The 13,755-nt window shown below is 61.9% G+C and carries 12 protein-coding genes and 1 pseudogene; 5 read left to right on the top strand and 8 right to left on the bottom strand.

Annotation, left to right across the window (positions count from 1 at the left end; all coding sequences use genetic code 11):
* Positions 1-408: 408 nt before the first annotated feature.
* The 3 genes from HDG33_RS19320 to HDG33_RS19330 all read right to left on the bottom strand — a co-directional run bounded on the left by HDG33_RS19320 (position 409) and on the right by HDG33_RS19330 (position 3,769).
* Positions 409-1,476 (bottom strand): GGDEF domain-containing protein, encoded by a 1,068-nt coding sequence (locus HDG33_RS19320; RefSeq protein WP_260330503.1) that lies wholly within the window; start codon positions 1,474-1,476, stop codon positions 409-411.
* A 254-nt stretch (positions 1,477-1,730) separates the two neighbouring features.
* Positions 1,731-2,027, bottom strand: a complete 297-nt coding sequence (locus HDG33_RS19325; protein WP_184032173.1) for a hypothetical protein — start codon at positions 2,025-2,027, stop codon at positions 1,731-1,733.
* Between the two features lie 14 nt (positions 2,028-2,041).
* The gene (locus HDG33_RS19330) at positions 2,042-3,769 is read right to left on the bottom strand and encodes a methyl-accepting chemotaxis protein (RefSeq protein ID WP_184032174.1); all 1,728 of its coding nucleotides are present in this window, start codon (positions 3,767-3,769) and stop codon (positions 2,042-2,044) included.
* 365 nt (positions 3,770-4,134) lie between these two features.
* On the opposite strand from HDG33_RS19330, the gene HDG33_RS19335 reads away from it, so the two are divergent.
* A complete protein-coding gene (locus HDG33_RS19335; protein WP_184032175.1) occupies positions 4,135-4,443 on the top strand; it encodes a DUF4148 domain-containing protein in 309 nt (102 codons plus the stop codon).
* A 7-nt stretch (positions 4,444-4,450) separates the two neighbouring features.
* On the opposite strand, the gene HDG33_RS19340 is transcribed toward HDG33_RS19335, so the two are convergent.
* Both HDG33_RS19340 and HDG33_RS19345 read right to left on the bottom strand, forming a co-directional pair.
* Positions 4,451-4,639 (bottom strand): hypothetical protein, encoded by a 189-nt coding sequence (locus tag HDG33_RS19340; protein ID WP_184032176.1) that lies wholly within the window; start codon positions 4,637-4,639, stop codon positions 4,451-4,453.
* Positions 4,640-4,946: 307 nt separating this feature from the next.
* A pseudogene (locus tag HDG33_RS19345) lies at positions 4,947-5,916 on the bottom strand (MFS transporter); the annotation flags it as partial.
* A gap of 442 nt (positions 5,917-6,358) precedes the next feature.
* Between HDG33_RS19345 and HDG33_RS19350 the strand changes: the two are divergent.
* Positions 6,359-8,830 carry a glucose/quinate/shikimate family membrane-bound PQQ-dependent dehydrogenase gene (locus HDG33_RS19350; RefSeq protein ID WP_184032177.1) on the top strand — a complete coding sequence of 824 codons (2,472 nt, stop codon included), beginning with the start codon at positions 6,359-6,361 and terminating at the stop codon, positions 8,828-8,830.
* 75 nt (positions 8,831-8,905) lie between these two features.
* On the opposite strand, the gene HDG33_RS19355 is transcribed toward HDG33_RS19350, so the two are convergent.
* Positions 8,906-9,058 (bottom strand): hypothetical protein, encoded by a 153-nt coding sequence (locus HDG33_RS19355; protein WP_184032178.1) that lies wholly within the window; start codon positions 9,056-9,058, stop codon positions 8,906-8,908.
* A 174-nt stretch (positions 9,059-9,232) separates the two neighbouring features.
* Here HDG33_RS19355 and HDG33_RS19360 point away from each other — a divergent pair, with 174 nt between their 5' ends.
* A complete protein-coding gene (locus HDG33_RS19360; RefSeq protein ID WP_184032179.1) occupies positions 9,233-10,021 on the top strand; it encodes a DUF72 domain-containing protein in 789 nt (262 codons plus the stop codon).
* Between the two features lie 104 nt (positions 10,022-10,125).
* On the opposite strand, the gene HDG33_RS19365 is transcribed toward HDG33_RS19360, so the two are convergent.
* Positions 10,126-11,001, bottom strand: coding sequence for an SDR family NAD(P)-dependent oxidoreductase (locus HDG33_RS19365; protein WP_260330504.1), 876 nt, complete (start codon positions 10,999-11,001; stop codon positions 10,126-10,128).
* A 57-nt stretch (positions 11,002-11,058) separates the two neighbouring features.
* On the bottom strand, positions 11,059-11,862 hold the full coding sequence (locus HDG33_RS19370; protein WP_184032180.1) for an SDR family NAD(P)-dependent oxidoreductase: 804 nt from the start codon (positions 11,860-11,862) through the stop codon (positions 11,059-11,061).
* 255 nt (positions 11,863-12,117) lie between these two features.
* Between HDG33_RS19370 and HDG33_RS19375 the strand changes: the two genes are divergently transcribed.
* Both HDG33_RS19375 and HDG33_RS19380 read left to right on the top strand, forming a co-directional pair.
* Positions 12,118-13,260 carry a phosphotransferase gene (locus tag HDG33_RS19375; RefSeq protein WP_221311475.1) on the top strand — a complete coding sequence of 381 codons (1,143 nt, stop codon included), beginning with the start codon at positions 12,118-12,120 and terminating at the stop codon, positions 13,258-13,260.
* A gap of 156 nt (positions 13,261-13,416) precedes the next feature.
* On the top strand, positions 13,417-13,719 hold the full coding sequence (locus tag HDG33_RS19380) for a hypothetical protein (RefSeq protein WP_260330505.1): 303 nt from the start codon (positions 13,417-13,419) through the stop codon (positions 13,717-13,719).
* The last annotated feature ends 36 nt before the right edge of the window (positions 13,720-13,755 follow it).

A 13,755-nucleotide genomic window follows, 5' to 3' on the forward strand; every position in this document is an offset into this window, starting at 1 on the left:
GGCTGCCATGATGCTCGCACCATTAGTCGAGCTCGCCTTTAGCGATCCATCCTGTTGATTTTCGCGGGCGTGTTTCGCTGTTGATCCTTCCCGGATCAACACTGCGCGACAGCGCAGTTGCTGCCCGCGACCGATTCCAGCAAACTATTGCATCCACCGGTTGAATCCGCCGGTGTGGATCGGCCATTGAAACGTCGTATCAAGGATGCGCAGGAATGGCTGCTCCTGGCGGCGGATGGCGACCGTCTCAGTTCGCCCCACTCCGGGCCAAACTCGAGCCGCGAAACGAAACTACCTTCCGCAGCGAGACGACGCGCACATGCTCCCAGATACGAGCGGCCGCGGCCCGGCACCTGCGTCAAATGCGCTCGCCAACACGAGCAGGACACCGCCGGGAGCCCTGTCCGCTTACACGCCGGCACCCGTCTCATCGAAGAATGAGGTTTTGTCCGTCCCGTTCGCTTTGGCGCGATACATCGCGCTATCGGCCTGGCGCATCAGGGCGTGTACATCAAGACGTCCGTCCGCGCTATTGGCACCGAGCATGCGCACGCCAATGCTGGCCGATACGGCGACGGGATGACCGCCGATCTCTCGAAGCCCATGAAGGATGTCGTGAATACCGTCGGCAATCGCGCGCGCGCCGGCGTCGCCATGCACGTGGCGGGCGAGCACCGCGAACTCGTCGCCTCCCAGGCGGGCAACCGTATCGCCGCGGCGAATGCGTGTCTGCAGACCGTTGGCGAAGCACTGCAACAGTTCATCACCCACCGCATGCCCATAAGCGTCATTGACGTACTTGAAGCCGTCGAGATCGATGAACAGCAAGACAGACTGTCCTTTATCGTCGTCTCGCGCCGCAGTCGCTTTAGCGATCGCCTGCTCGAGGCGAGTGCGGTTGCTGAGTCCTGTCAGAGGGTCCGTCGCAGCCTGCCGTTCGAGCCGATGCACGAGGGCCATCAAGTACACGGAAGTCGCCGCGATGCTGAGCATGATGCCCAATCCCACCGCGAGGTTTTCTCTCCACCACGGCTCGACGTGCATCAAAATCACGACGCCTGCAAGCGCAACTGCACATGAAAGTAGCAACGGCCGCTTGCCGTGGCGGCAACCGGCACCCACAAGAAACCAGAACACGACCCAGAGCAAGGGCAGCGCCACGCGCCCGCCGAGCGCCAAGGCAGTCATGACAAGGGCCTGGTCTGCAATGGTGGTGACCGTCAATCGAAGGCGCGGCCGAACTGTCGCGGCGGTCGCTGCTATGTATGTCACCACGCCGAATACAACGTATGCGAAAACCACGCCCAGAGTGTCATACGCGGCGGCCGTGCGTTGGAGCGCGGCGACGGCGATATAGCCGATCAACACGACCATGCCCAGGCATATCCGGAGGAGCGCCTGCTCCTTCTCAGGTTGTCCGCGAAAGACACCTAGAAACGTTTGCTCATGCCAACGCTGCGCGCCCGGCCGCTCCATGCCGTGTACCCCGTCAATATTGTCTTTTGCAGAGCGGGCATTCTATCGCTTTTGCCGGCGACCAATGCTTCTTGCCGCTCTCTCCGTCCGCCGGTAAAAGCCGCCGTTCGAACGTTTGTCTGAGCGAACGGGTGAACGTCCGAAAGTGGCCGGTCACTGCCTGACGGCGATCGGCAGCACGCGACCCGCTCTAGCCCTTCGGCGAATTTTTGAGAACCTCTTCATCCCATTCAAAAGCGGCCGTTCCGGCTCGCTCAAAGGGGCGAGGCCCGGCTTGGGCCGAGTGTGGCGAGGATGACATTGGTGAGTTCGAGCATCGCCGAATGATATTCCGCGGGCAGGGGCACGTCGTCCATCAGTGACATGGTTTCTTCAATGCCCTGCCGGAATGCTCTGGCAATCCCGGCGCGCTGTAACGCCGTCAGGTGGGGCAAGGCGGCATCACGAAACTTGCCCAGCACCATCGCCTGCGCGCCAAGCGCGCTCATTGCCTTCGTGTTGGCGGTCACGAGCTTGGCCATCTGTTCAAGTGCGTCGTTGGTTTGGTTCAATTTTTCAGTTCCGCTCAGAATGACTGCCAGTCTGCAGCACCGGTGCCGGCCGCAACCACTGTAGGCCTGTCCGGAGTAACCAGGGGCGCCGTCTCTAGCCTTGTCAACGTGGCGGGACGGGACGTGCGGGCTTTCGGTGCAGGCCGCTGCGGTTCGCTCCCCGGGGCAATCACCCGTGACGGGGAAGTGCCCCTGTTGTCGACCTTGAAGACGGCCAGCGCGTCACGCAATCCCTGGGCCTGCTGGGCCAGCGACTGTGCTGCCGCCGAGGCTTGCTCGACCAGCGCCGCATTCTGCTGGGTCACCTCGTCCATCTGGGTGACGGCCGTGTTGACCTGTCCGATGCCGATGCTCTGCTCTTGCGATGCTGCAGCGATCTCGCTCATGATGTCGGTCACGCGTTTCACCGACTGGACAATTTCGTTAATCGTGCTGCCGGCTTCCTCGACCAGCTTCGAGCCGGCGTCAACCCGGGTCACCGACTCGCCAATCAGGTCCTTGATCTCTTTGGCCGCCGTGGCGCTGCGCTGGGCGAGCGTGCGGACCTCGCCCGCCACGACCGCGAAGCCGCGACCCTGTTCACCAGCGCGGGCCGCCTCGACCGCGGCATTGAGCGCGAGGATGTTGGTCTGGAACGCGATGCCTTCAATCACGCTGATGATCTCGGCCACCCTGGCTGAGCTATCGGAGATTCCGTGCATCGTCTCGACCACGCGTCCGATCACTTCCCCGCCGCGTTGCGCGACGCCCGAAGCCGTACTGGCCAGCGTGGTCGCCTGCCTCGCGTTGTCGGCGTTCTGGCGCACAGTCGAGGTCAGTTCCTCCATGGACGAGGCGGTTTCCTCCAGCGACGCGGCCTGCTCTTCGGTCCGTTGCGACAGGTCCAGGTTGCCGGCCGAGATTTCCTGCGCGGCGGTGTCGATCGACCGGGAGCCGTCCCGCACGACACTGATGGTCTGCACCAGCTTGCCTTGCATCGCCTGCAGGCCGCTCATCAACTGCCCCATCTCGTCGCGCGTGCGGACCTCGACCTGCGTCGTCAGGTCGCCGTCGGCAATCGCCCTGAAATGGCCCAGTGCCTGCGCAAGGGGCGTGCCGATCGCGCGCTGCAGCGACCACCAGGCCAGTGCCGCCGCACCGAGCGCGATCAGCATACCGGCGAGGGCTACGCCGATGAACCCGTGGAAGCGGGCCTGCGAGGTCTCAAACGTCGCGCGGGCAGCCGTGATCTGCATCTGGCCCAGTGAATATGTGCCGCCGGTGAAATCGCTGAACAGCGACTGCGGTGTGTGCACGGCGACATCGGTGAGCTTCGCCGTATCGTGGGTGGCGATCGCGCTGAACATCGGTTCCAGGCCATTTGCGACGTACGCGTCGCGCTTCGCGTTCACGTCGGCCGCGCGGCTCGCCTCCTCGGGTCCGGAGAACGGCAGCGCGCGATACGCGTCCCACGCCTGCTTCGACTCAGCGAGCAGATCCCGGGCGATCTGCACTCGTTGGGGTACGTCCGGACTGGCCGGATCAAGCGCGATGAGAAGCAGCCAGAGGCGCGTCCTCGATAGTGCGACGTTTGCCCGACCGAGCGCCTCGGAAGAAGCCAGCCGGCTGGAATACAGATCCTTCAAATCGTTGTTGCACATCGACACGCTGACGATGCCCATGACGCCGCCAAGGACCAGCAGCACGGCGAGAAAAGCCATTACCAGCGCCAGGCGGGCACGGATACTTAGATTCTTGAACATGGATAAATTAAAAGGGAAGCCGATGACGAGGCGTGCGCAAGGCGCAAGAAGAAGGAAGCGGGCAGCGCAAGCGCCAACACACGATTGATAAAGAAATCACACATGATGTTTGTATACGGCATTAAGCCGTCAAACTTGATGTCGAACTGCTAACCGCCATTCCGTTCAAGCGTTTTTGTGCGGATAGACGCCTAGCGACGTTGCAGACGCGGAAACGCTCTGTTGGGTGAAAGGCGATTGTAATGAAATAGTAAACAGATAAACTGGCTTCAACGACTTAGCACAGGCTTCCGCCCCGGCGGTCCGTTGTTTCGCTAACCAGTCTTTTCTTTCTGTTTCTGACGCTCACAATTGGAGATTTCATCATGGCTAAAGCACTCATCCCCGTTCTCGCGCTCGTGTCGGTCCTCGCTCTGCCCACGGTTGCGTCCGCTCACAACAACGGTCCCCTGACGCGCGAGCAGGTGCGCGCGGAACTCGTCCAGCTGCAGAAAGCGGGCTACGACCGCAACCACAGTGACGCGCACTACCCGGCAAACATCCAGGCAGCGCTGGCGAGCGTGGCGGCCCAGCAGCAGGCGTCCAGTGGCTACGGTGGCGTGAAATCGGGTTCGGCCGCTTCGGGGCGACCGACCCAGTGGGCCTCGGATCATTCGATCTACAAAGGAAGTTGATTGGCGATCAGCCGGGTGGCCGGGCGCTTTCAACCGCCCGGCCCGGTGACACACGGCGAGCGGCATCGTCGCGGCTTGCGGGTTCGCTGATGCGGCCCGTTACCGGCAGGAACAGCGCGAGCGGTTCATCGGTAAGCGGCACGAAGCCGTACTTTTTGTAGAAGCTGGCGGCTTCATCGTTGATGGCGTCGACCAACGCACTGAACGCCGAGGGTTTCAGCGGTGCTAACGACTACATCGAACGCATGCGCCAGAAATTGGGCGAGCAGCACAGGGGACGAATTGCCCGAAGGCGTCATAGATCAGCATGGCAATCGAAGTCTAAGCCGCCTAACACGGCGCTTGAAAAATAAACTGCCTCGACTTAGGAATCGTTTTTCGAGGTCCCTTGGCCGAATGGCGGGTCGCGTCTCATCAAGAGACGTTCGTCATGCGTTTGCAGAGGACCGCTTGCGGCCGAACCCACAAATTCGGGTTCCGGCCGAGACTAACGGAGCGCGCCAGAACGGCAGGAAGAACAGTACGCCGCCCAGACCGAAGTGGAGCAGCAACGTCACCAGGTTGGCGCTGGTGAAATCGCGCGAGCGGAACACGTCGAGCGGCATCATGGGGTGACGGCTGTTCGCTTCGATCATCACGAATGCGGCCAGCACAAACACGCCGACGCCGATCGCGCACAGTACGAGCGGATGCCCGAAGCCATGCGTCAACGCCTGGGTCAGGCCATAGGTGAGAGCGGCGAGCCCCGCTGCCGCGCTCAGCGCGCCGGGCCAGTCCGACTGTTGAGGCGCATCGAGCTTGTGGCTGTTCGGCACCGACAAAATCGCGAGCGCAATCGTCACCGCTGCAAGCGGGACGTTGAGGAAGAAGATCGCGCGCCACGACAGCGCGTTGACGAGCGAGCCGCCCGCCACCGGTCCTACCGCCGACGTGATCGCGCCGAGGCCCGCCCAGGTACCGATTGCCGGTCCGCGCGCTTCGCCTTCGAATACGGCGCCGATGATCGCCAGACTGCTGGGCACGAAGAGCGCCGCGCCAATGCCCTGCACCGCGCGGGCGGCGATCAGCGAACCCGCGTTCGGCGCTAGCCCGCAAGCGGCCGACGCCAGCGTGAAGACCCCGATGCCCACGATGAATACCGAGCGGTGGCCGAGCTTGTCGCCCATCGATCCGCCCACCAGCACAAAGGACCCGAGAAAGAGCAGGTAGGTGTTGACGATCCACTGCATCGCCGCAACGCTCGCGTGGAGCTCGCTCTGAATGGCAGGCAGCGCTACATTGACGACGGAGCCGTCGATAAACGCCATGCTCGAGCCGGGGATCGTCGCGGCAAGCGCAAGACGCTTGGCGCCGGCACGGGCGATCGACCGCGGTTGGCTGCGTGCGGATAACGAGCTCGTCGCACGGGCTCGCTTGCACAGCGACGATGTGCGCGGTCTTCGGGTCGCTATCGAGAAGATCCGGGTTGGCCAAGCTTGCTCCCGTGCCGGTCCATGGTGACTAGGCAACTGGAGAAGATGGCCGTTGCAGGAAGGAACACAGTTGTGAAAAAGGCGCCCTCAAAAGATCTCCCGCCTCCTGCCCAGCGGGCGCCAAGGGCTTTTATGCGGGACTGACAGGCAAGGGGCCCAGATCGCTCGATGCGTCATCATCGCTGTGGCGCAGCATGATTCAATTGACCGTCGCCAACGAAGCGGCATATCTTGAGCATTGCCGACGCTACGCTCTCGACCACCTGGGCCAACAGGTCAGATAGCGAGGTATCGGTTGCATGTCCGCGGCAGGTTCGATCTCATCGCTGCACGCGCGATAACCCGCGAGAAGTCAGGCGCCTGCATCGAACAACAGGACAGACCAGGCCCATCTTTTGCGGTCTGCGCGCGTACGTCGTTCTTGATTAGGGTGGAAGATCATCATGTCGAGACAGCCCGGTTGGTCAGTCGTCATCGGTGCAATCACACTTGTGTTTCTCGCGCTCACTTCGCTTTACCTCGTGATCGGCGGAGCATGGCTGATTGCCGTAGGCGGGTCGTGGTACTACCTGATCACGGGCCTGCTGCTCGCAGTAGTGACGTGGTTGCTTTACCGGCGCAAGCCCGCTGCGCTCGTTCTCTATGCGCTCGTGATGATTGCGACGGCGGTCTGGGCACTGTGGGAGTCCGGCACGGACTTCTGGGCATTGGCTCCGCGCTCCGGGGTGCTGGTCATTTTCGGCGTGTGGCTATTGCTGCTCGTGAGCTGGCGGATGGAGGGCGCACGCGGGCTCGGCATTGGTTCGCTCGTCGTTGCATTGGCTGTCTGGGCGGGCGTGCTCATCTACGCGAACTTCAACGACCCGCAAACGGTCAACGGGAGCTTCAGTGCGGCATCGGCGGCCCCCGCAGAGACCGGTGATAGCGCCGCCGACTGGCCGGCCTACGCGCGCACCCAGGCCGGTACCCGCTATTCCCCACTGACTCAAATCACGCCTGCAAACGTCAAGGACTTACAGGTCGCGTGGACCTTCCGGACCGGGGATAGCAAAGGCCCCAACGACCCCGTCGAGATTACGGACGAAGTCACGCCGATCAAGATCGGCGAGACCTTGTTTCTATGCTCGCCGCATCAGATCCTATGGGCGTTGGATGCGCGGACCGGCAAGTTGAAATGGAAGTTCGATCCGCAGCTGAAGGCCGATCCGTCGTTCCAGCACGTGACCTGCCGTGGTGTGTCTTACGTCGATCTTTCCGCGGCCGGTCCCACGCCGACGGCTGATCAGCCCTCGGGCGCATCGGCCGCTGCGCCGGATCAGCAGGCAGCATCGGCCGCGGCGCCCGCTCAGCAGCAACCAGCGTCTGCGCCCGCTGCGACTGCCGCGACCGCCGGGGCCTGCATGCGCCGCATCTATCTGCCCGTCAACGATGGCCACCTGTATGCGCTCGACGCGGAGACAGGGGCGCTGTGCAAAACCTTTGCCAACGGCGGCGATCTCGATCTCCAGCACAACCAGCCGGTGACGACCCCCGGCATGTATGAGCCGACCTCGCCGCCGGTCATCACGAACGACGTGATCGTCGTCGCGGGCGCGGTCGAGGACAACTATTCGACGCGCGAGCCGTCGGGCGTGATCCGCGGCTTCGATGTGCGTTCCGGCGAACTGCTGTGGGTGTTCGACCCGGGCGCGAAGGACCCGAATCAGAATCCTCCCGCCGGCGGTCACTACACGCTCACGTCCCCGAACTCGTGGGCGCCCGCTGCATACGATCCCAAGCTGGACATCGTCTATCTGCCGATGGGCGTGACCACGCCGGACATCTGGGGCGGCAACCGGACGGCGGAGCAGGAGCGTTTCGCGAGCGGCCTGCTCGCGCTGCACGCGTCGACGGGCAAGCTCGCGTGGTTCTATCAGACGGTCCACCACGACTTGTGGGACATGGACCTGCCATCGCAGCCCACGCTCGCGGACATTACCGACGTCAAGGGCAATACCGTGCCTGTCGTGTATGCGCCGGCCAAAACCGGCAACCTGTTCGTGCTCGACCGGCGCACGGGCGTGCCGGTGGTGCCGGCTCCGGAGCGTCCGGTGCCGCAGGGTGCGGCGCCCGGCGACCATGTATCGCCTACCCAGCCGTTCTCCGGACTGACATTCCGGCCATCGAAGGATCTCACCGATGCCGACATGTGGGGCGCCACGATGTACGACCAGCTGGTATGCCGGATCATGTTCCACAAGCTGCGCTATGAAGGCACCTTCACACCTCCGTCGGTGCAGGGGACGCTGGTCTTTCCGGGCAATCTCGGCATGTTCGAGTGGGGCGGCATGGCGGTCGATACGGATCGCCAGATTGCGGTCGCCAATCCGATTGCGCTGCCGTTCGTTTCGCGGCTGATTCCGCGTGGCCCGGGCAATCCGATTCAGCCGGTACCGGGCGCGAAAGGTTCGGGGACGGAGACCGGAATTCAGCCGCAATACGGCGTTCCGTTCGGCGTGACACTGAATGCGTTCATGTCGCCGGTCGGTCTTCCTTGCAAGCAACCTGCCTGGGGCTTCATTTCGGCGATCGATCTGAAGACCAACCAGATCGTATGGAAGAAGCGGATCGGAACGGTGCGGGACAGCTCACCGATTCCGTTGCCGTTCAAGATGGGGATGCCGATGCTCGGCGGCCCGATCATCACGGCGGGCGGCGTGGCGTTCATCGGCGCGACGGCCGACAACTACATTCGCGGCTTCGACGTGAACAACGGCAGGCAGCTCTGGCAGGCGCGTCTGCCCGCCGGCGGGCAGGCAACGCCGATGAGCTATTCGGTCAACGGACGTCAGTTCGTGGTGATTGCGGCAGGCGGTCACGGCTCATTCGGTACGAAGCTCGGCGACTACGTGATTGCCTATGCGTTGCCGCAATAGCAAAGCGGTGAAGCAGGGTGGACGTGCGTGGACAGGACTGCCACGTCCACGCACGGCAATGCGGTCATCTGTTTGTCACTGACTTGCGGCGGACGGCGAACTGCTCGCCGCCGAATCCGCGTTGGCTGGTCCACCCGCCTTATCGGCGGGCTTGCAGCCCACGCACATCGCGGCGATAGCGATTGTGATCGCGCTCGCGAGAAGCCGGCGGTAGAGGATTGGTTTCATGACATCTCCTGTGGTTGGGTGGCATCCGATCAATACTTGCGACGCAATCAGACAGCGCTCGTCGGGCTATCCTGCAGAGCTACGCATCTCCTGTTCCCGCTACCTTGAATTCACGTCAGTGCGAGAATCTGTCGGTCACTCCGCGTACTGAGAAACCCAATATGGACTCCGACCTTGCCGGATAAAACCCCCCCGAATCATGCGACGCCTCGCGAGAGCCGTTGCACGGCATCGCCGATACGAATCGGTTGTGCAGGATGGGGACTGTCGACCAAGGTAGCGGCGCGGTTTCCTGCGCACGGAAGCCATCTCGAGCGGTATGCCCAGATCTTTTCTGCGGTTGAAATCAATTCGTCGTTCTATCGTTCGCACCAGCCGAAGACGTATGCTCGGTGGGCTGCAAGCGTGCCCGATGCATTCCGGTTCTCTGTCAAGGTTCCGCGGAGGATTTCGCACGAGCTCAGGTTGCGCGACGCGGATGCCGCCGTTAAAGAATTCGTGCGTGAGGTCACGCCGTTGGGTGAAAAACTGGGGTGCCTGTTGCTTCAGTTGCCGCCCCGCCTGGCGTTGGATACGGTCCCGGCGCGAGATTTTTTTTCGCTACTGCGCGGCCTCACGGCAGCGCCTATCGTCTGCGAACCGCGCCACACAACGTGGTTTACCGAGGAGGGCGCGCAAACGCTGAAAAATGCGGGGATCGCTTGCGTGCGCGCGCATCCGTCGCCGATCGCCGGCGTCGAACCGGTGGGTGATCCGGGTACGCTGTACATCCGTTTGCATGGCTCGCCGGAAACCTATTATTCGGCATACGACGAGCCGTTCATCGAAGCGGTGGCTGCGCGGATTTTGGACGCTCGAAACTCTAACTCCGAGGTCTGGTGTATTTTCGACAATACCGCGCGCGGTGAGGCGGTACCTAACGCTCTGACACTGATGGAAAAATTAGAGAAGACCCCTTGCTGAGATAAGCCTTTCGAAGAGATCGTGACAAGCGCGTGTCTTTGCGCACGAATAGCAATCTGTATCGGTAGCAGTCGATCGCGAGCGAACATGGTCGTGGAGTCCGCCTAGCTGACCGTGAAGCCGCCGTCCACGGCGATGATCTGCCCGGTGACATAGCTTGCGGCAGGGCTTGCGAGAAAGAATACGCTCTGTGCAACCTCGATCGAGGCGGCCATTCGTCCCATCGGAATCCGTCCTGCGCCTACGATCGGCCCTCGAATCTTGAACGTCGCGCTGATGTTCTTGCCGCCCTCGCTGGCCATGCCGCCTGGAAGGATTGAATTGACGCGGATTCCGTCGGCCGCGAACTCGCTGGCCAGTGATCGCGTGATGCTGTCCACGCCGGCCTTGGCGGCGTCGTAATGGGCGTTGACGCCCCACAGCGTGGGTCGAAGCGCGCCAACGGAGGAGATGTTGACGATCGAGCCGCCGCCGTTCGCCTTCATGCGCTTGATAGCCTCTCGGCAACACAGGAACGTGCCCCGCAGCGTGACGTCTTGCATCTGGTCCCATTGTTCGACGGACATTTCAAAGAATTCGGCCTTCGAACGGTGCGCCGCGTTGTTGATCAGAATGTCGACACCGCCAAACTTCGTATCGACGGCTGCGAATAGTGCCTTGACGGATGCTTCGTCGGCCACGTCGACTTTGCATGGCATCGCAATGCCGCCGTCCGCATCGATATCCGACGCTGTTGCAGACGCCGCATCGGGGTTCAAGTCGGCAATCACGACCTTGGCGCCGGCCTCGGCGAGCAGTCGCGCAGTCTCGCGACCGAGACCTTGCGCAGAGCCGGTAACAACGGCGGTCTTGCCCGTGAGATTGAACCTCTGCGCGAGGTGCGCGCCGATCTGTGTTTCACTAAACATGGAATGCTCCGTTTTGAGTGTCGATGAAGGTCGCGCTGTTCGGTTCGCTTCAGTCTTGCCGTTGTGGCCCAATCGTTTGTAGTTCATCGGAATTCACCAGACAGTGAAGATGATTGGGTGCGGACGTCTTCAGCTAATCAGAAATCCGCCGTCGAGCGTAATCGATTGGCCCGTCATGTAGCGGCCTGACGGCCCTGCGAGGTACAGCACCGCGGCGGCAATATCGGCGGGATCGCCCCATCCAAGCGGCAGACGTCGCTCCGCATCCGTACCGGGTCCCGTGAGCTTTCCTGTTTTCAGGCGAGCCTGCATATCCGGATGAAACTGAACCTTGCCGGGCACTGCACCGGGAAGCACGCAGTTGACGAGAATCTGGTCGCGGGCATAGTCCAGCGCTGCGGAGCGCACTAAACCCGCTACGCCCGCTCGCGCGGCACCGTAGGCGCCATTGCCATTCAGTACGGCATGCGTGGCTCCCATGGTAGTCACGTTCACGATGCGTCCACCCCGGCCTGCGGCGAGCATGTGCTTGATCGCTTCTCGCATGCAAAAGAACACAGACTTCAGGTCGATCGCCATCACTTCGTCCCAGGCGGCTTCGGAGAACTCCGTAAGTGGCCCGTTATTGGTCATGGCCGCGCAATTGACCACGATGTCCGGGCTACCCCAGGCTGCGCTGACCTGATTGAATAACGCAATCACGGAGGCTTCACGTTCCACGTCTGCCTCGATAGCGATTGCTTCGCCGCCCGCCGAAACGATCTTGTCGACGACCGATTGCATGTGCGCTGCGCTGTGATCGGCGACTACGACCCGTGCGCCAGCCTCGGCCAGCACAGGGGCGACATCGATGCTGGAATTGCATCCCTTGTCAGTCACGACAGCGATTTTTCCGCTGATGCCGAATAGCCGCTCAAGCAAGGATGTGGTCATCGAGTTGTCTCCAGGGGGCTGTGTGTCGTTTTTTGAGCGGCAGGAATGACGCGACTCAGCGCGGTGCTAGCGGGCCTCGTCGAAACGGTGAGCGAAAATACGCACATCGTTCTAAAAACGCAACGATAATACCAGCCGGGATTTCCCTCGTTGCGGGTTTTCGGACGTGCCGCGCAACATGCGCGTGGAGAACGTCGATCCGGCAATGATGATGTCGGCACGAACGCACATACAATCTCACAGGAAGGCGCCAAGATGAATGTTGCGAAAAGAAGCCCCGCCCAGATGGAATCGCACCGACCGCAGCCAGATACCGGCACGCTTCCTTTGCAGGTTGAGGACATCACCTCTTCGTGGCTGACGTCGGCGCTCGCGCGCAGCCATGAAGGGGTAGCCGTCGAATCACTGGCCGTCGACGAGGTGATGTACGGCACGGCTACCAAAGTCAGGGTGCGTCTTGCTTACAACGCAACAGGGCGCGAGCTTGGCTTGCCGGAGTCTCTGATCGTCAAGGGCGGTTTCGTTCCCGAGTACCGGAACCTGAACGCCTACATATACGAATACGAGGCGAAGTTCTTCAAGGAAGTCCATCCCTGCTTGCGTGCAAATGTGCCTGCCTGCTTCTATGCAGAGACCGACAGTCGAAGCGGGCAGTCGATCGTGATCCTCGAGGATCTACGTTCACGGGAAGTGGAATTCTGTCGCGTGCAGCGGACGCTGACGTTTGCGCAGGCGGCGGCAAATTTGGACGCGCAAGCGCGGTGGCACGCGCAGTTCTGGCAATCGCCTGCGCTCGAAAGCGATGGCGAACTGGCGTGGCTCGCGTCGCAAGACCCACTGCCCGATGGCGAGTCCGGCACCTATCACTGGGGCCAGTTGAAACCCGAGGTGTTCGCCAGCTATACACAGTTGCCGCGCGGGGCCGCCGTGCCAAAGCGGTTTCACGATCGTGGCTGGATGGAGCGGGCGCTCCTCGATCTGCGCGCTTTCGACCGCATCGGGCCGATGACGTTTCTCCATGGCGATGTTCACCTCGGAAACCTGTATTTCGACCGCGACGGCACGCCCGGCTTTCTCGACTGGCAGTCGTATCGACGCGGACCGTGGGCTCATGACGTCACGTACTTCCTGATATCGGCTCTGGATATCGCGGATCGGCCGAGATGGGAGCGCGCGTTGCTCGAATACTATCTTGAGCGGCTCGCCTTTCACGGCGTCAACAACCCGCCGTCATTTGAAAGCGCGCTAGATGCCTACCGGCGCCACATCGTCTATGGGCTGTTCTTCTGGCTCGTGAATCCGGTGGAGTGGCAGGTCGAAGTCAACAATTGTGCAGTTGCGCCCCGGTTCGCGATGGCGGCACTCGATCACGAGATTCATGACCTCATGGGCCGATAACCCACCAGGCGCTGAGCGACATGCACTTGACGTCGCCACTTCCGCGGGAGTACATTTTTACGATCGTTATTCAAAAATGTGAATTCCGGGAATAATGTAGGAGGCAAAGCATGTCGGAACTGGTCGCTCGACGCAGCACAACCTGGCCCAGCGTGTATGCGTGGGCAGGGCTCGGTGCGCTTTTCGCTTTTGCACAAATCCGCACCTACGCTGTTTCCGTCTGCTTTCGTGGCGTCGGCCTTCCTTCTGAACGTCGACGAAGACGGATATACGGCCATCGAGCGAGGTGTCGATCGTGTCGGTTGCCATCCAGCGGTGCGCACGGCGCTTCGGGTGCTGGCTTTCATCGCGTTTTGCAACATACTGAATCTGGCCTACACGACCGCGATGGGTGTGCACGCGGTGTATGCCGATCCGTGGCCGGCGGATATGCCGAGCTGGCTCGCTAACAACCGTTAGGCGCACAGTGCCCGCCAACGTCAAACGCCACAGCGG

Source organism: Paraburkholderia sp. Cpub6, assembly GCF_014201065.1.
Taxonomy (GTDB): Bacteria; Pseudomonadota; Gammaproteobacteria; order Burkholderiales; family Burkholderiaceae; genus Paraburkholderia; species Paraburkholderia tuberum.